Origin of the sequence: Pseudomonas sp. GR 6-02, assembly GCF_001655615.1 — a bacterium.
In the GTDB taxonomy this organism is placed as follows: Bacteria; Pseudomonadota; Gammaproteobacteria; order Pseudomonadales; family Pseudomonadaceae; genus Aquipseudomonas.
On the sequence record NZ_CP011567.1, the window covers coordinates 2,375,534 to 2,390,614 of the forward strand.

The 15,081-nt window shown below is 59.4% G+C and carries 21 protein-coding genes; 16 read left to right on the forward strand and 5 right to left on the reverse strand.

Features of this window, described 5'->3' with window-relative positions:
• The first annotated feature begins 58 nt into the window (after positions 1 to 58).
• On the forward strand, positions 59 to 958 hold the full coding sequence (locus PGR6_RS10610; protein WP_064617047.1) for a polysaccharide deacetylase family protein: 900 nt from the start codon (positions 59 to 61) through the stop codon (positions 956 to 958).
• A gap of 85 nt (positions 959 to 1,043) precedes the next feature.
• Entirely contained in the window at positions 1,044 to 1,295 is a 252-nt protein-coding gene (locus PGR6_RS10615) for a DUF1652 domain-containing protein (RefSeq protein WP_064621234.1), read from the forward strand.
• A 158-nt stretch (positions 1,296 to 1,453) separates the two neighbouring features.
• On the opposite strand, the gene PGR6_RS10620 is transcribed toward PGR6_RS10615, so the two are convergent.
• Positions 1,454 to 2,341: a LysR family transcriptional regulator gene (locus PGR6_RS10620; protein ID WP_064617048.1), complete on the reverse strand. Its 888-nt coding sequence runs from the start codon at positions 2,339 to 2,341 to the stop codon at positions 1,454 to 1,456.
• 129 nt (positions 2,342 to 2,470) lie between these two features.
• Here PGR6_RS10620 and PGR6_RS10625 point away from each other — a divergent pair, with 129 nt between their 5' ends.
• From PGR6_RS10625 to PGR6_RS10660, 8 genes are all read left to right on the forward strand, one after another.
• Entirely contained in the window at positions 2,471 to 3,619 is a 1,149-nt protein-coding gene (locus PGR6_RS10625) for a muconate cycloisomerase family protein (RefSeq protein WP_064617049.1), read from the forward strand.
• 10 nt (positions 3,620 to 3,629) lie between these two features.
• Positions 3,630 to 3,920, forward strand: a complete 291-nt coding sequence (gene catC, locus PGR6_RS10630) for a muconolactone Delta-isomerase (RefSeq protein ID WP_007936026.1) — start codon at positions 3,630 to 3,632, stop codon at positions 3,918 to 3,920.
• Positions 3,921 to 3,971: 51 nt separating this feature from the next.
• Positions 3,972 to 4,901, forward strand: a complete 930-nt coding sequence (gene catA / locus PGR6_RS10635) for a catechol 1,2-dioxygenase (protein ID WP_018927994.1) — start codon at positions 3,972 to 3,974, stop codon at positions 4,899 to 4,901.
• A 119-nt stretch (positions 4,902 to 5,020) separates the two neighbouring features.
• A complete protein-coding gene (locus PGR6_RS10640) occupies positions 5,021 to 5,980 on the forward strand; it encodes an AraC family transcriptional regulator (protein ID WP_064617050.1) in 960 nt (319 codons plus the stop codon).
• 275 nt (positions 5,981 to 6,255) lie between these two features.
• Positions 6,256 to 7,620: a benzoate 1,2-dioxygenase large subunit gene (gene benA, locus PGR6_RS10645; protein ID WP_064617051.1), complete on the forward strand. Its 1,365-nt coding sequence runs from the start codon at positions 6,256 to 6,258 to the stop codon at positions 7,618 to 7,620.
• Entirely contained in the window at positions 7,617 to 8,105 is a 489-nt protein-coding gene (benB, locus tag PGR6_RS10650; protein WP_018927991.1) for a benzoate 1,2-dioxygenase small subunit, read from the forward strand. The genes benA and benB overlap by 4 nt, the downstream gene beginning before the upstream one ends.
• Before the next feature lie 10 nt (positions 8,106 to 8,115).
• A complete protein-coding gene (gene benC / locus PGR6_RS10655; RefSeq protein WP_064617052.1) occupies positions 8,116 to 9,129 on the forward strand; it encodes a benzoate 1,2-dioxygenase electron transfer component BenC in 1,014 nt (337 codons plus the stop codon).
• Between the two features lie 24 nt (positions 9,130 to 9,153).
• Positions 9,154 to 9,927, forward strand: a complete 774-nt coding sequence (locus PGR6_RS10660; RefSeq protein WP_064617053.1) for a 1,6-dihydroxycyclohexa-2,4-diene-1-carboxylate dehydrogenase — start codon at positions 9,154 to 9,156, stop codon at positions 9,925 to 9,927.
• Between the two features lie 29 nt (positions 9,928 to 9,956).
• On the opposite strand, the gene PGR6_RS10665 is transcribed toward PGR6_RS10660, so the two are convergent.
• Positions 9,957 to 10,319, reverse strand: coding sequence for an NUDIX hydrolase (locus tag PGR6_RS10665; protein WP_018927988.1), 363 nt, complete (start codon positions 10,317 to 10,319; stop codon positions 9,957 to 9,959).
• 222 nt (positions 10,320 to 10,541) lie between these two features.
• Here PGR6_RS10665 and PGR6_RS30375 point away from each other — a divergent pair, with 222 nt between their 5' ends.
• The gene (locus tag PGR6_RS30375; RefSeq protein WP_007941550.1) at positions 10,542 to 10,745 is read left to right on the forward strand and encodes a hypothetical protein; all 204 of its coding nucleotides are present in this window, start codon (positions 10,542 to 10,544) and stop codon (positions 10,743 to 10,745) included.
• 50 nt (positions 10,746 to 10,795) lie between these two features.
• Here the strand turns inward: PGR6_RS30375 and osmE are convergent, their stop codons facing one another.
• Entirely contained in the window at positions 10,796 to 11,155 is a 360-nt protein-coding gene (gene osmE / locus PGR6_RS10670) for an osmotically-inducible lipoprotein OsmE (RefSeq protein WP_018927987.1), read from the reverse strand.
• 11 nt (positions 11,156 to 11,166) lie between these two features.
• Positions 11,167 to 11,406 (reverse strand): hypothetical protein, encoded by a 240-nt coding sequence (locus PGR6_RS10675; protein ID WP_018927986.1) that lies wholly within the window; start codon positions 11,404 to 11,406, stop codon positions 11,167 to 11,169.
• Between the two features lie 91 nt (positions 11,407 to 11,497).
• Between PGR6_RS10675 and PGR6_RS10680 the strand changes: the two genes are divergently transcribed.
• From PGR6_RS10680 to PGR6_RS10690, 3 genes are all read left to right on the forward strand, one after another.
• A complete protein-coding gene (locus PGR6_RS10680; RefSeq protein WP_018927985.1) occupies positions 11,498 to 12,724 on the forward strand; it encodes an RtcB family protein in 1,227 nt (408 codons plus the stop codon).
• A gap of 96 nt (positions 12,725 to 12,820) precedes the next feature.
• A complete protein-coding gene (locus PGR6_RS10685; RefSeq protein WP_018927984.1) occupies positions 12,821 to 13,057 on the forward strand; it encodes a hypothetical protein in 237 nt (78 codons plus the stop codon).
• A gap of 107 nt (positions 13,058 to 13,164) precedes the next feature.
• Entirely contained in the window at positions 13,165 to 13,500 is a 336-nt protein-coding gene (locus tag PGR6_RS10690) for a hypothetical protein (protein ID WP_064617054.1), read from the forward strand.
• Positions 13,501 to 13,783: 283 nt separating this feature from the next.
• On the opposite strand, the gene PGR6_RS30380 is transcribed toward PGR6_RS10690, so the two are convergent.
• Positions 13,784 to 13,978 carry a hypothetical protein gene (locus PGR6_RS30380; protein WP_081625797.1) on the reverse strand — a complete coding sequence of 65 codons (195 nt, stop codon included), beginning with the start codon at positions 13,976 to 13,978 and terminating at the stop codon, positions 13,784 to 13,786.
• A 178-nt stretch (positions 13,979 to 14,156) separates the two neighbouring features.
• Here PGR6_RS30380 and PGR6_RS10695 point away from each other — a divergent pair, with 178 nt between their 5' ends.
• The gene (locus PGR6_RS10695; protein ID WP_018927982.1) at positions 14,157 to 14,351 is read left to right on the forward strand and encodes a hypothetical protein; all 195 of its coding nucleotides are present in this window, start codon (positions 14,157 to 14,159) and stop codon (positions 14,349 to 14,351) included.
• A gap of 289 nt (positions 14,352 to 14,640) precedes the next feature.
• The gene (locus PGR6_RS30155) at positions 14,641 to 14,826 is read left to right on the forward strand and encodes a hypothetical protein (protein ID WP_169342478.1); all 186 of its coding nucleotides are present in this window, start codon (positions 14,641 to 14,643) and stop codon (positions 14,824 to 14,826) included.
• Positions 14,827 to 15,081: the final 255 nt, after the last annotated feature.

The window sequence follows — 15,081 nt, forward strand, 5'->3', positions numbered from 1 at the left end:
GGGCGAGGGTTTTTTGCCATTAAACGTGACGGTCGCAAGGTCTGGCCCAAGGCAAAACATGAAGCAGTTGATCAAGGTTCTATCCGTATTCGCCATCGCCGTCGGCCTGTTTGGCTGCATCGCCGCGCCCATTGAAATGACGCCGCAGACGCAACAGCGTCTGCAAGCGCAGGCGCCGATCCGCTTTCTGCTGACCTTCGACGACGGGCCCAGCGCGTCCGGTTTTTACAACCCGACCGCCACTGTACTCGACAGCCTGGCGCACAATCCGCTGCAACCGGACATCAAAGCCGTGTTCTTCGTGCAGACCCGTGCCTCGGGCGCCGGCGGCAGTGACGTGGGGCGCCAACTCATGCGGCGCGAACAGGCCGAAGGGCATCTGCTGGGCTTCCACACGGCCACTCCCCACCACACCAACCATCGCTCCCTGGAGCCGGAACAGCTGGAGCAATCGCTGACCAACGGCAGCGCAGACATCGCCGCGATCACTGGCGCCTCGCCGATCCTGGTGCGTCCGCCGTTCTGGAATTATGACAAGCGCACTTTCGCGGCCTATCAGCAGCACGGCATGCATGTACTGCTGACCGACCTGAGCGCCAATGACGGCAAGATCTGGGGCTTCAACGCCAGCCCTCGGCGGCGGGCCAATATGCTGCGGCAGCTGTCCGAAGTCCGCGAGCGCATAGCCCTTGGCGAGTTGCCGACGGTGGATGGGGTGATTCCGGTGGTGGTGACCTTTCACGACCTCAACCGCTACACCGCCCGGCATGCCCGCGAATACCTGCAAATCCTCCTCGACAGTGCCAACGCCACCGGTCTGGCCATGGCGCAGAAACCGTTTTACGACGACACGGCAGCGCTACAGCGGGCGGCCATGGCGCGCACCGTCAAGCAGAGTTCCGAGCCTGTTCGTTTGCCGGGGATCTGGAATTGGATATGGGATGGGGATGCTCACTGAGCTCACTGAGCTCGCTGGCGCGTTGCGCAAGCTGAACTATTCTCAGTGGATCCAACCGGGAGGCCGTCCAGGGAGGGCGTCTGTCATGGTTCCTATTGAGCAGCTTTGCCAGATTGTCGAGTCCGGTTTCAAGCCGCTCTCCTGCGAATGCACCGTGAACCAGAATGAAACCTTACGGATCAAGGTTTTCGATCAGAGCTCCGGGCGGATTGAGTTGTTGATCACTGGAGTATCCCCCGACAAACTGATTAGTGTTCGCGATATTTCCAACCTGATCGGCGAACTTCGCATAGAAATGCGTGCCGGTCGCCGAGCGTTCGCCGGTGTCGTGGCCTAACCGCGACTTCTTGTAGCAGCTGCCGAAGGCTGCGTTCGGCTGCGTAGCAGTCGTAAAATCGGAGATCGCGATACATCAGGCAGACCGCATTAGCCGGATTCACGACCGCTACGCAGCCTCGCTGGGGCTCGACAGCTGCTACGGATTGCATTTACGGCTCAACTGTCGCCCGGCAGCAGTTCATCGATCATCTGCAAGCAATGATTCAACCCCGGCGACACATCGCCCACACGCCTGCTGAGAATAATCGGCGAGATCGCGTTGTCTTCCAGCACCGGAGTGAAGCCAATGTCGTCGCGGTGCAGCAACTGCACCGAGGCCGGTACCAGCGTCACCCCGATTCCCGCCCCCACCAGACCAATCGCCGTTTGCAGCTCGTTGGTCCATTGCGCCACCTTGATGTGCACGCCACTGGCTTCGAACAATGCGATCACGTGGTCGGCGTAACTCGGGCGCGGATTGCCGGGGTAGAGCACAAAGGGTTCCTTGGCCAGTTCCCGAAGGCTGATGGGCCTGGCGAGGAGCGGATGGCCGGCGGGCAGGGCGGCCACCAGTCGGTCTTCGGTGAGCACGGTCTGCAGGATGGCCGGGTCGTCGATGCGGATGCGCCCGAAGCCGACATCGATACGCCCGGCCTTGAGCGCCTGCACCTGTTGCAACGTGGTCATTTCCGAGAGCCCCAACTCCAGCGCCAGAGGCTCGCCGCTGCGCAACCGGCGAATCAGTTCCGGCAGCACGCCATAGAGTGTCGAGGGCGCAAAGCCGATGCCCAGCCAGGTCTTTTCGCCCAGGCCGATCCGCCGCGTGTTGTCGCAGACCTTGCCCAGTTGTTCGAGCAGGGCGGTGGAGTGTTCATGGAAAAAACGCCCGGCGTCGGTCAGCTTCAACGGTCGGCCGCGCTCCAGCAGCAGTACCCCGAGTTCGTCTTCCAGCTGCTGGATCTGCCGGCTCAGCGGCGGTTGGGCGATGTGCAGCAGTTCGGCGGCGCGGGTGAAGTTGAGGGTTTGAGCCAGCACCTGAAAATATCGCAGGTGACGCAGTTCCATGGGGCCTCCGGACGTCGATCTGTTAAATACCTTTAAGGTATCGAGTCAGACCAATTCTATATTGGCTTCCCGAAAAAAGCCGTACCAGAATCGGTTCCAGAACTTTAAGAACCTGACGGGTATCGCGACATGCTTGCAACAGCCATTGAATCGATCGAGACGATCATCGTCGATCTGCCGACCATTCGCCCACACAAGCTGGCGATGCACACCATGCAGAACCAGACCCTGGTGATCATTCGGGTGCGCTGTGCCGATGGCATTGAGGGTATCGGTGAGTCGACCACCATCGGCGGCCTGGCCTACGGCAACGAAAGCCCGGACAGCATCAAGACCAACATCGACAAACACTTCGCGCCACTGCTGATCAGCCAGGACAGCGGCAATGTGAATGCCGCGATGTTGCGCCTGGAGCGCAGCATTCGTGGCAACACCTTCGCCAAATCGGGTATCGAAAGCGCCTTGCTCGACGCCCAGGGCAAGCGCCTTGGCCTGTCGGTCAGTGAACTGTTGGGCGGACGGGTTCGCGATGCATTGCCGGTGGCCTGGACCCTGGCCAGCGGCGACACCGCCAAGGACATTGCCGAAGCGGAAAAAATGCTCGACCTGCGCCGCCACCGGATCTTCAAACTGAAAATCGGCGCTGGCGAGGTCAACCGCGACCTGGCTCACGTTATTGCGATCAAAAAGGCCTTGGGCGATCGCGCCAGTGTGCGGGTCGATGTCAATCAGGCCTGGGACGAAGCAGTCGCTCTGCGGGCCTGCCGGATACTCGGCACCAACGGCATCGACCTGATCGAACAACCGATCTCGCGCAATAACCGCGCCGGCATGGTGCGCCTGAATGCCATGAGCCCGGCGCCGATCATGGCCGATGAATCCATCGAATGCGTGGAAGATGCCTTTAACCTGGCACGGGAAGGCGCCGCTTCGGTGTTCGCTCTGAAAATCGCCAAGAACGGCGGCCCGCGCGCCGTGCTGCGAACCGCCGCGATTGCCGAGGCGGCCGGTATCGGCCTGTACGGCGGCACCATGCTCGAAGGCGGAATCGGCACGCTGGCCTCGGCCCATGCCTTTGTCACACTGAATACCTTGAGCTGGGATACCGAATTGTTCGGCCCGCTGCTGCTGACCGAAGACATCCTCAGCGAGCCATTGGTCTACCGCGATTTCCAACTGCACGTCCCGTCAACACCGGGGCTGGGCCTGACCCTGGATGAAGAGCGCCTGGCGTTTTTCCGTCGGGACAAAAGCTCCACTGTCGTTCATCAAGCCTGAGGAGGGCATCATGCTGTTTCACGTAAAAATGACCGTGAATCTACCGGTCGACATGAACCCGGAGCGCGCCGCTCAGCTAAAGGCCGACGAGAAAGCCCTGGCCCAGCGCCTGCAAGAGCAAGGCAAGTGGCGTCATCTGTGGCGCATCGCCGGGCTCTATGCCAATTACAGCGTGTTCGATGTCGACAGCGTTCAGGAACTGCACGACCTACTGATGCAATTGCCGCTGTACCCGTACATGGCGATCGAGGTCAACGCGCTGTGCCGGCATCCTTCTTCCATTCGCGAGGATGACCGCTGAATCCAGCCTGTTCAGTTCGCTACGCTAATAAATACAAGATGAGGATCCACCATGAACGTCAAGATTTCCCACACCGCCAGTGTCCAGAAGTTTCTCGAAGAAGCCAGCGGCCTGCTCAATGAAGCCGGCGATCCGCGGGTCAAGGCGCTGGTTTACCGCATCCTGCGCGATTCGGTGAACATCATCGAAGACCTGGCCGTGACCCCGGAAGAATTCTGGAAAGCCGTCAATTACCTCAACGTGCTGGGCGCGCGGCAGGAGGCCGGTCTGTTGGTTGCCGGGCTCGGTCTTGAGCATTACCTAGACCTGTTGATGGATGCCGAAGACGAGCAGGCCGGCAAGTCCGGCGGCACCCCGCGAACCATCGAGGGGCCGTTGTATGTGGCGGGTGCGCCGCTTTCGCAAGGCGAAGCGCGTCTCGATGACGGCGTCGATCCGGGTGTGACTCTGTTCATGCAGGGCCGGGTGTTCAACACCGCTGGCGAACCGCTGGCCGGCGCGGTGGTGGATGTCTGGCACGCCAACACTGGCGGCACCTATTCGTACTTCGACACCACCCAGTCCGAGTTCAACCTGCGTCGCCGGATCGTCACCGATGCCGAGGGTCGTTATCGCTTCCGTAGCATCGTGCCGTCGGGCTACGGCTGCCCGCCGGATGGTCCGACCCAGCAACTGCTCAATCAACTGGGCCGTCATGGCCAGCGGCCGGCGCACATTCACTTCTTCATTTCGGCACCGGATCATCGTCACCTGACCACCCAGATCAACCTCGATGGCGATCAGTATCTGCATGACGATTTCGCCTACGCCACCCGTGACGAACTGATCGCCAAGATCACCTTCAGCGACGATCCGCAGCGTGCAGCGGCCCATGGCGTGAGCGGTCGTTTTGCCGAAATCGATTTCGACTTCACCCTGCAGTCGTCCGCCCAACCTGAGGAGCAGCAACGCCACGAGCGGGTGCGTGCGCTCGAGGACTGATACCCTCGACCAGCCGAACCGGGTCACGAGATAACCGACCGTTTATCTCGTGGCCTTCTGTGTTTCGGGCAGGACACTAGAATGGCGGCGCCACCGATAACAACAATGAGAGTGAACCGATGATGCAAGCGCAATTGTTGAGTCATCGCAGCAGAATCTTCGACCATGCCGACCCGTATGCAGTGTCGGGCTACGTCAATCAGCATGTCGGCAACCATTGCCTGCAGATGCCCAGGGCCGGCCGACCGCTGGCCAGCCTCGATCATCGCACGTTCGCCAGCCTCGACCTGTGCCGCATCAGTTATGGCGCCAGCGTGCGGGTTACCTCTGGCGCGCTGGACAGCATCTATCACTTGCAAGTGCTGTTGCGCGGCAATTGCCTGTGGCGTGGCCACGGTCAGGAACATTACTTCGCGCCCGGGGAGTTGCTGCTGATCAACCCGGACGATCCGGTGGATCTGACCTATTCCAGTGATTGCGAAAAATTCATCCTGAAAGTCCCCACCCGGCTGCTGGAGTCGGTGTGCGAGGAGCAGCGCTGGCGGTATCCGGGGCAGGGCGTGCGGTTTCTGGAAAACCGTTATCAGCTCAATCAACTGGAAGGTTTCGTCGGTCTGCTGGCGATGATTTGCCAGGAAGCTGAGGCTTCCGAGCCGATTCCTCGCGTGCAGGAGCACTATGCGCAAATCGTGGTCAGCAAGATGCTCGGCCTGATGAAAACCAACGTCATGCGCACCGATCCCGGCTCAGCTTCGGCCACGTTCGAGGCGCTGGTCGATTACATCGCCTGCAACCTCAAGCAAGACATCGACAGCGAAGAACTGGCGCGCCAGGCGCGGATGAGCCTGCGTTCGCTGTATGGGCTGTTCGAACGCAATGCGGGGGACACGCCGAAAAACTACATCCGGCAGAAGAAGCTCGAGCGTATTCACGCCAACCTGAGCGACCCGACCTGCAACGTGCGCAACGTCACGGAAGTGGCCATGGATTACGGCTTCCTGCACCTGGGCCGGTTCTCCGACAGCTACCGCAAACAGTTCGGCGAATTGCCTTCCGACACCCTCAAGCGCCGTCACTGATTGCCAAGACGTTTGACGAATAACCTGTGGCGAGGGGGCTTGCCCCCGTTCGGCTGCGCAGCAGTCGTAAATCCTGCCGACGCGGTGTGCCTGACAGAATGCCGGGGGCCGCTTCGCAGCCCAGCGGGAGCAAGCTCCCTCGCCACATTGGCAACCATCAACCACCGACCGCCCCTTGCACAAAACGGATACAGGTCTGCACCCGGCGGATAGTCCGCCCCATCCCCACGTCCTAGCATGGCCCTGCCTGAATAAAAACAATGGAGGCGGCGGCCATGTCCCTGCGACCCGAATACCTTCACTCCCTGCTTGAAGAAAACCCTGAACAGGGTATCTATCGCTGCAAGCGCGAGATGTTCACTGACCCGCGGCTGTTCGACCTCGAGATGCAACACATCTTCGAAGGCAACTGGCTGTACCTGGCGCACGAAAGCCAGATCCCCAACAACAACGATTTCTACACCACCACCATGGGGCGCCAGTCGATCTTCATCGCGCGCAACAAGGATGGCGTGTTGAATGCCTTTATCAACGCATGCAGCCACCGCGGGGCGATGCTCTGCCGGCACAAGACCGGCAACAAGAGTTCGTACACCTGCCCATTCCACGGCTGGACGTTCAACAACTCCGGCAAGCTGCTCAAGGTCAAGGACCCGGCGGCGGCCGGCTACCCGGCGAGCTTCAATTGCGAAGGCTCCCACGACCTGACCAAAGTCGCGCGTTTCGAGTCCTATCGCGGCTTCCTGTTCGGCAGTCTCAAGGCCGACGTGGTGCCGTTGGTGGAGCACCTGGGCGAGTCGGCGAAGATCATCGACATGATCGTCGACCAGTCCGCCGATGGCCTGGAAGTGCTGCGTGGTTCCTCCAGTTACATCTACGAAGGCAACTGGAAACTCACCGCCGAAAACGGCGCCGACGGCTATCACGTCAGCTCCGTGCACTGGAACTACGCCGCCACCCAGAATCAGCGCAAACAGCGCGAAGCCGGCGATTGCAATCCGACCATGAGCGCCGGCACTTGGGCCAAGCAGGGCGGTGGTTTCTATTCCTTCGACAAGGGCCACATGCTGCTCTGGACCCGTTGGTCCAACCCCGAGGACCGTCCGCTGTACGAGCGTCGCGACGAGTTGGCCCGGGACTTCGGCCAGGCTCGCGCCGACTGGATGATCGAGAACTCGCGCAACCTGTGCCTGTACCCGAACGTGTACCTGATGGACCAGTTCAGCTCGCAGATTCGCATCGCCCGGCCGATCTCGGTCAACCGCACCGAAATCACCATTTACTGCATCGCCCCCAAAGGTGAAAGCGACCACGCCCGTTCGAGCCGCATTCGGCAGTACGAGGACTTTTTCAACGTCAGCGGCATGGCCACTCCAGACGATCTGGAAGAGTTTCGCTCCTGCCAGACCGGTTACCAGGGCAGCGTCACCACCTGGAATGACATGTCCCGTGGTGCCGAACACTGGATTGAAGGCGCCGATGACGCGGCCAAGGAAATTGACCTGCACCCGCTGCTCAGCGGGGTGCGTACCGAAGACGAAGGCCTGTTCGTGCTGCAACACAAATATTGGCAGCAGACCATGCTCAAGGCCCTGGCCGCCGAACAGTCCGAACTGATTGCAGTGGAGGCCGTGCAATGACCATGACCTATGACGCGGTGCGCGATTTTCTCTACCGCGAAGCGCGCTACCTCGACGACAAGCAATGGGACGACTGGCTGGAGTTGTACGCGCCGGACGCCACTTTCTGGATGCCGTCCTGGGATGACAACGACGAGCTGACCATCGATCCGCAGCGGGAAATCTCGCTGATCTGGTACGGCAACCGCACGGGCCTGGAAGATCGCATCTTCCGCATCAAGACCGAGCGTTCCAGTGCCAGCGTGCCGGACACCCGCACCTCGCACAACCTCAGCAACATCGAGCTGATCGAACAGGCCGACGGCCTGTGCAAGGTGCGTTTCAACTGGCACACCCTGAGCTTTCGCTACAAGACCGTCGACAGCTATTTCGGCAGCAGTTTCTACACCCTGGATGTGCGCGGTGAGAACCCGCTGATCTTGGCCAAGAAAGTGATCCTGAAGAACGACTACGTTCGCCAGGTCATTGATGTTTACCACCTCTGAGGCGGCCGTCATGACTCATTCCATTGCGTTCAATTTCGAAGACGGCGTCACCCGGTTCATCGACGCCAACGCCGGCGAAACCGTGGCCGATGCCGCGTACCGCCAGGGCATCAATATTCCGCTGGACTGCCGCGACGGCGCTTGCGGCACCTGCAAGTGTTTCGCCGAAGCCGGGCGCTACGACCTGGGCGAGGACTACATCGAAGACGCCCTCAGCGCCGAAGAAGCGCAGCAGGGTTTTGTCCTGACTTGCCAGATGCGTGCGCAGAGCGATTGCGTGGTGCGGGTGCCGGTTTCATCGGATGTCTGCCGTACTCGTCAGGCCAGTTACGACGCGACCATCAGCGCCGTGCGTCAGCTGTCCGACAGCACCATCGCACTGTCGATCAAGGGCGAAGCCCTGAGCAAACTGGCGTTTTTGCCGGGGCAGTATGTGAACCTCGGGGTTCCGGGCAGCGAGCAGACCCGCGCGTATTCGTTCAGCTCGTTGCAGCGTGACGGCGAAGTCAGTTTCCTGATTCGCAACGTGCCCGGCGGCTTGATGAGCAGTTTCCTGACCGGCATGGCCAAGGCCGGCGACAGCATGAGCCTGGCCGGACCGTTGGGCAGTTTCTATCTGCGCGATATCCGCCGGCCGTTGTTGCTGCTGGCCGGTGGCACCGGTCTGGCGCCGTTTACCGCGATGCTGGAAAAAATCGCCGAGCAGGGCAGCGATCATCCGCTGCATTTGATCTACGGCGTGACCAACGATTTCGACCTGGTGGAAATCGATCGACTGGAAGCCTTTGCCGCACGAATCCCGAACTTCAGCTTCAGCGCCTGCGTGGCCAACCCCGACAGTCGGCACCCGCTCAAGGGCTACGTGACCCAGCACATCGAGCCACGGCATTTGAACGATGGCGACGTCGATGTCTACCTGTGCGGCCCACCGCCGATGGTCGAAGCGGTCAGCCAGTTCATTCGCGAGCAAGGCATCGCGCCTGCGAACTTCTACTACGAGAAATTTGCCGCCAGCGCGGCCTGAGCCGCGCTGTTGTGGGAGAGATACATGAATAGATTCCACGAGAAAATCGCGCTGATTACCGGTGCCGCCCAAGGCATCGGCCGGCGTGTGGCGGAACGCATGGCCGCTGAAGGTGCGCGGTTGATTCTGGTCGACCGCTCCGATCTGGTGTTCGAGTTGCAGAAAGAACTGGGGCGGGACAGCCAGGTGCTCGCCCTGACCGCCGACCTTGAGCAATACAGCGAATGCAGCCGGGTGATGCGCACCGCCGTCGAGCGCTTCGGGCGCCTCGATGTGTTGGTCAACAATGTCGGCGGCACGATCTGGGCCAAGCCTTTCGAGCACTATGAAGAGTCGCAGATCGAGGCCGAAGTCCGACGTTCATTGTTCCCGACGCTGTGGTGTTGCCATGCCGCGCTGCCGTTCATGCTTGAGCAAGGCAACGGCGCCATCGTCAACGTTTCATCCATCGCCACCCGCAGCGTCAATCGCGTGCCTTACGGTGCGGCGAAGGGCGGGGTCAATGCGTTGACCGCGTGCCTGGCGTTCGAAACCGCCGGCCGTGGGGTACGGGTCAACGCGACCGCTCCCGGTGGCACCGAAGCGCCGCCGCGGCTGATCCCGCGCAACACCGCGGAACAAAGCGCTCAGGAAAAGCTGTGGTATCAGCAGATCGTCGACCAGACCCTCGACAGCAGTTTGATGAAGCGCTACGGCACACTGGATGAACAGGCCAGCGCTATCCTGTTTCTGGCCAGCGACGAAGCCTCCTATATCACCGGCATGGTCATGCCGGTCGGTGGCGGCGATCTGGGCTGACCTTTCAGGAGGGCGTCGGCTGTGTTGAGCTACAAGCGACGCTGAAATGCTCTGACGATTCTGAGTGTGGCGTCGCTTGTGTTCAGGTTCTGGACGGCGTCCAGCGGGTACCAGATGCAGTCGAAGATTTCATTCTGGGGCCGCGCCTCGGCCACGTTTATGACCGATGCCTCGTAGACATGATGCCGGGTGCTGGTCGTGTCCAACTCCATCAAGTACAGCAGGCTGTCGACCCCAAGCCCGGTTTCTTCATAAAGCTCTCTTGTGGCCGCGCCCGCGATGGTTTCGCCAGGCTCGATTTTTCCACCCGGCAGGGTCCAGCGCCCCCTGGGTTTGCGCACCAGGAGAATGTGCCGGTCCTGCTCGCAAATGACGGTTGCGCGTACTTTCATGGATTACCTGACTGCCGGTTGTCATAAAACAGTCATAAAAATGCAATATTCAGACCGCAATCCGCAGACGTGTCTGCTTCAAGGGTTAGAGTCGACAGGGCGGTTGAAAGTGCAATGGAATGCCGGAATCCTGACGCGACGTCTGGTCGGCACTTCAGTGAAGGTCGGGTGTAAGGTAGCTAAGTGGACCCTGGACTATCACTGCCGAAATGGAGGTGACTAATGAGCGTTCCGATGCTGACCAAAATGCATATGAACGGCTATGACGTACTCAGCGTGAACAGTGGCCCGTGGCGGGTGTGCACCAAAGGTGACCGGCTTGGATCCTTTGGCAGCCGAGAAGAAGCACTGGCCTATGCGGCTGCGCTTCCCGCCTACAGAGCCCGGTCGGGCAGATCATCGCGTAGCCACAAATCAGACAAATAGTGCGCCTGAAGCCCCGGTACGCCGGGGCTTCTCGTTATAAAGTCGTGGGCTCAGTAACCACCACCCATCCCGCCCGTGGACGGGGAATACGCTCTGGCTTTTTGTTGGACGCGACTCCACTCGGCGCAGGTCATGAAGGCTTTATGGTCGACCTGGCCCCTGCCATCAAAACTGACGCTGTACGGCTGCTGATTGCCGGCCTGGGTCAACTTGTAATCAAAGCAAGCGCCTGGCTCCACCGTGCGATCGGTGATCGATAGCGGCTTGCCGCCAATCTGCTCGACCTGATCCTTGGTCATGCCGGCTTCGACCTTGGCGACCAGCGGTTGGTCCCGGTAGATATGCGATTCCGTGTTACAGCCACCTGTCGCCGCCAGCACGGCGATCAGCGCGCATAGAGGCTTGTTCATGGCAATGCTCTCTAGTGAACTTTCGTTCGAGTGATGGTTTTTGCTTTCACTTCTTCAGCATAGCCCGCCAGCCGCTCTTCATCGCCCTGGAACAAGGAGCACAGCCTGAGCGTCGCCTCTGCGTCCACATCATTGCCGGCCAGGCGCAACTGCTCTGCGATGCGCAAAAGCTCTACCGCCGACCACCTCAGGTCCGACGCCACACCTTGCAGGTCGCGCCGTAGTTGCTGTTCATATTCGTTAAGCCACATGATGACCTCCTGCAATTCCCCGCTACGAAATAGTAATCCCATTTACCTCGATGGAGCGTTATGTTCGTCTGATCCAAAGAGAGTCGAAATCATGCAACAACCTGCCTACCAACTGCTGGAAGTCGCCAACGGCAAGCCGATCAAACTCTGGACCGAAGGCGTGCCGGTTGAAAGCGAAGCCCGGCAGCAACTGATCAATACCGCGAAGATGCCGTTCATCTTCAAGCACCTGGCGGTGATGCCGGACGTGCACCTGGGCAAAGGTTCCACCATCGGCAGCGTGATCCCCACCGTGGGCGCGATCATTCCGGCGGCCGTGGGCGTGGACATCGGCTGCGGCATGATCGCCGCGCGCACCTCGCTGACCGCTGCCGACTTGCCGGACAACCTGCATGGTCTGCGCACTGCCATTGAAAAGGCCGTGCCCCATGGCCGCACATTGAGCCATGGCCGCCGTGACGAAGGCGCCTGGGAACACGTTCCACAGCAGGCCGATCAGGCCTGGGCGGCGCTGAACCCTCGGTTCAAGGCGATCACCGACAAGTACCCGAAACTCGCCAGCACCAACAACCGCCAGCACCTGGGGACCCTCGGCACCGGTAACCACTTCATCGAGGTCTGCCTGGACGAGGCCAATCGCGTGTGGTTCATGCTGCACAGCGGCTCTCGCGGCGTGGGCAATGCCATCGGTACTCTGTTCATTCAATTGGCCCAGGCGGACATGCGCCAGCACATCGCCAACCTGCCGGACCGTGACCTGGCCTACTTCAAGGAGGGCAGCCGGCACTTCGATGACTACGTCGAAGCGGTGGGCTGGGCTCAGGACTTCGCCCGGCAGAACCGTGCCTTGATGATGCAAGCGGTGATTCACGCGGCGCGGCAGGTGATCCGCAAACCTTTCGAGGTTGCGCTGGAGGCTGTGAACTGCCACCACAATTACGTGCAGAAAGAGCGGCATTTCGGCGAGGACATCCTGGTCACCCGCAAAGGCGCGGTGTCGGCGAAGAAGGGCGAGCTGGGGATCATTCCCGGTTCCATGGGGGCCAAAAGCTTCATCGTTCGCGGCCTCGGCAACGAGCAATCGTTCTGTTCCTGCAGCCACGGCGCCGGTCGCACCATGAGCCGCACCAAAGCCAAGAACACCTTCACCGTCGCCGACCAGATCCGCGCGACCGCCCATGTGGAATGCCGCAAGGATGCGGCGGTCATCGATGAGATCCCGATGGCCTACAAGGACATCGACAAAGTCATGCACGCCCAGCGTGATCTGGTGGAAGTGCTGCATACGTTGCGACAGGTGGTGTGCGTGAAGGGGTAGGGATGGGAGGTCCGCTGGTCGGGAAAGTCAACGGGAGTGGACAGCTCTGCTGTCGTATGGAGGTAGTGATCTATTCGCTGGGGCGAGGTATCTCAAATGACGGCGACTGATGATTTCAGACACCATGCGCATGAACTGATCGCGGACCTGGATGCGGCCACAACGGAAATGATGAAGTTGATTTCAGCTCATCAGCTCAGTGGGCCGGAATGGGAACGGGTCACGAAATGGCAGCATGAAGCCTACGAGCGGTGGATGAAGTATCTGAATGCGAGTTCGTATACCGATTCCGGCTCGGGGGTCGATCCGGGGCAGGGCGAAGCCTCTGTATAAGAAGCCTTTGTATAAAAAGCTGCTTTATAGCGGCGTAGCCCCAGCGTTTGCTGGATGTCTGCGCAAGTACAGGCTACATTTCCCGTTTTTCAGGATAGAGAAGCATCATGCGGATGTTGATAGCGGGAGTAGCGTTGGCTGCGTTGGCGGGCTGTTCATTGCCCGCATCCCTGGTGCCCGGTGAGCCTAATGTCAGCAAATACAGCGATAAGGCGCCCAAGGAATATGCCGGGTGTGTATTGCCATTGTGGCGCCAGGAGATTGCTGGAACGACGCAAACTGCGATTTCCAATGGCTATCGGATTACTGCACCGAGCGTCATCACAGCTGACGAAATTCTGGATATCGTGAAGTCCAAGGATGGCAGCCGGGTATCGCTTTACCAAGGGCCGCCATGGGCCAAGTCAGGAACGCTGCGCAAGGCTGTCCGGGATTGTCTGTAACGGTTTCTTCAGTAGATGACTCAAAAATAGTGTGGATATTTAATGGGTTGCGAGATTTAGTAACTGGATGGTGAGTCAAAATATCTTGTTACAGATCAATTGATTGGGTAATATTGCCCCGCGTTCACCACCACGGTTTATGCATTTTTAAAGCCCAGGCGTCCATCAGCTGCCTGGGCTTTTTTTTTGCCTGGCATTTGGGGATGACTTACAAGCACGCTGCTGGCAAAGCGCCAGCAGCGTCGGTGATGAGGTGGGTAAGCGCTATTGCTAAAACCTGTTGTTACCCGGCCGGATCAGCCTTGCGCCGATCACTGCCAGAAGGATTGCCAGTGTTTATAAGCCTTCTCTCGACCAGGACATTTCGCAGGGCCTGGCGTGCCGAAGGATCCAGTTGATGTTCTCTCTCCTTGAGTTCAAGCAAGATGGGGCTGGACCAGCCACGATAGGTTTGCTCGGTAATACGAGTAGGCGTCATCTATCTCTCCCTTGTGAGTCGCCCGACAACACAGTGGGCGAAGTCCTGTGCGATAAAGATCCTAGTCGAGGAAACGATTTGTCGCCAGCGATTGGCAGTGCCGACTGTCCTGCACAACGTAGGTTGTTGGTGATTCGGGCGTAAACTGAAAAGGCTACCTCATCAAAAGGAGCCGCATATGATCGCCGACCAAACGATTAGACAGGCGTCGGAGCAAAGCACTGTTTGGGACCAATATTTCTGTGCTGCGCTGATTGCCGAAAGCCATCTGACGGCACCGGTGGTAGGAGAAACCACCCACGAAGACAGGCAAAACATGCTGATCCAAAGAGCCAAAGCGCTCGCCGACAAGATGCTTGAAAACAGAAGATAAAACGGAGCCCGGCCATTGCGGCCGGGCTCTTCACTTATCGCCCCTTTGACAGGTCACCTGGCCAGGCTGTCACTGGGTGGCGCGATGGACTGCCCCGGTTTTTTTGGGCGCTGAGTTCTTTGTTCGTGGATCGTCTACAGTTGGTAATTCATGGATACGGAGATCGAACATGAAGTGCTTAATTTGTCACGCTGTCTCTAACACTGTTCATGTGGCTGAAGACTGGTCAGAAGTTGCATGCTCGGCTGGATGTGGACGCTTCAGGGTCTCGGCCAACCTGATTAAAAGCATGAAGGGCAGGAACGAATCCTTTGACATCGAGCGCACAAGACAATGGCTCAAGATGTCCCGCAATGACGAGCCGGTGCCGTTGATATCCCGCTATGACTACAACGTTGCCTTGTTGCATCGCGACACCGGGGAGAAGTCGGCCATCGCGCCGAGTCGCTCCAGGCAGCCGCTGACTTCGGATTAGATTCGCCCGGCTGTAACACCACCCTGGCAAAACCAGGCTCTTGGGACTTGCAGTTCTTCGAACATGAAGATTCCTGGCCCGCCGTTCACCGGCGGGCTGTTCAGGTTTATTCAGAATTGTGTTCGGGACACTGGGCGCAACTCTGGATAGAGTTCTCACCGCTCACCCAGCTTCGGCTCTTTACCAGGCACGGAGTGCTAGGCCTTGGTTGGGCGAGCACCCATTTTTGATTGTTCTCGACATGGAGAATGACGG

Bases quoted from the DNA above. Each gene is read 5' to 3' on its own strand.
- catA (WP_018927994.1), top strand. From the start codon at position 3,972: ATGAACGTCAAGATTTCCCACACCGCCAGTGTCCAGAAGTTTCTCGAA.
- PGR6_RS10690 (WP_064617054.1), top strand. From the start codon at position 13,165: ATGCGGATGTTGATAGCGGGAGTAGCGTTGGCTGCGTTGGCGGGCTGT.
- PGR6_RS10615 (WP_064621234.1), top strand. From the start codon at position 1,044: ATGGTTCCTATTGAGCAGCTTTGCCAGATTGTCGAGTCCGGTTTCAAG.
- PGR6_RS10685 (WP_018927984.1), top strand. From the start codon at position 12,821: ATGACGGCGACTGATGATTTCAGACACCATGCGCATGAACTGATCGCG.
- PGR6_RS10675 (WP_018927986.1), bottom strand. From the start codon at position 11,406: ATGTGGCTTAACGAATATGAACAGCAACTACGGCGCGACCTGCAAGGT.
- PGR6_RS10610 (WP_064617047.1), top strand. From the start codon at position 59: ATGAAGCAGTTGATCAAGGTTCTATCCGTATTCGCCATCGCCGTCGGC.
- catC (WP_007936026.1), top strand. From the start codon at position 3,630: ATGCTGTTTCACGTAAAAATGACCGTGAATCTACCGGTCGACATGAAC.
- PGR6_RS30155 (WP_169342478.1), top strand. From the start codon at position 14,641: ATGAAGGGCAGGAACGAATCCTTTGACATCGAGCGCACAAGACAATGG.
- PGR6_RS10695 (WP_018927982.1), top strand. From the start codon at position 14,157: ATGATCGCCGACCAAACGATTAGACAGGCGTCGGAGCAAAGCACTGTT.
- PGR6_RS30380 (WP_081625797.1), bottom strand. From the start codon at position 13,978: ATGACGCCTACTCGTATTACCGAGCAAACCTATCGTGGCTGGTCCAGC.
- PGR6_RS10620 (WP_064617048.1), bottom strand. From the start codon at position 2,341: ATGGAACTGCGTCACCTGCGATATTTTCAGGTGCTGGCTCAAACCCTC.
- PGR6_RS30375 (WP_007941550.1), top strand. From the start codon at position 10,542: ATGAGCGTTCCGATGCTGACCAAAATGCATATGAACGGCTATGACGTA.
- osmE (WP_018927987.1), bottom strand. From the start codon at position 11,155: ATGAACAAGCCTCTATGCGCGCTGATCGCCGTGCTGGCGGCGACAGGT.
- PGR6_RS10640 (WP_064617050.1), top strand. From the start codon at position 5,021: ATGATGCAAGCGCAATTGTTGAGTCATCGCAGCAGAATCTTCGACCAT.
- benB (WP_018927991.1), top strand. From the start codon at position 7,617: ATGACCATGACCTATGACGCGGTGCGCGATTTTCTCTACCGCGAAGCG.
- PGR6_RS10660 (WP_064617053.1), top strand. From the start codon at position 9,154: ATGAATAGATTCCACGAGAAAATCGCGCTGATTACCGGTGCCGCCCAA.
- benA (WP_064617051.1), top strand. From the start codon at position 6,256: ATGTCCCTGCGACCCGAATACCTTCACTCCCTGCTTGAAGAAAACCCT.
- PGR6_RS10625 (WP_064617049.1), top strand. From the start codon at position 2,471: ATGCTTGCAACAGCCATTGAATCGATCGAGACGATCATCGTCGATCTG.
- PGR6_RS10665 (WP_018927988.1), bottom strand. From the start codon at position 10,319: ATGAAAGTACGCGCAACCGTCATTTGCGAGCAGGACCGGCACATTCTC.
- benC (WP_064617052.1), top strand. From the start codon at position 8,116: ATGACTCATTCCATTGCGTTCAATTTCGAAGACGGCGTCACCCGGTTC.
- PGR6_RS10680 (WP_018927985.1), top strand. From the start codon at position 11,498: ATGCAACAACCTGCCTACCAACTGCTGGAAGTCGCCAACGGCAAGCCG.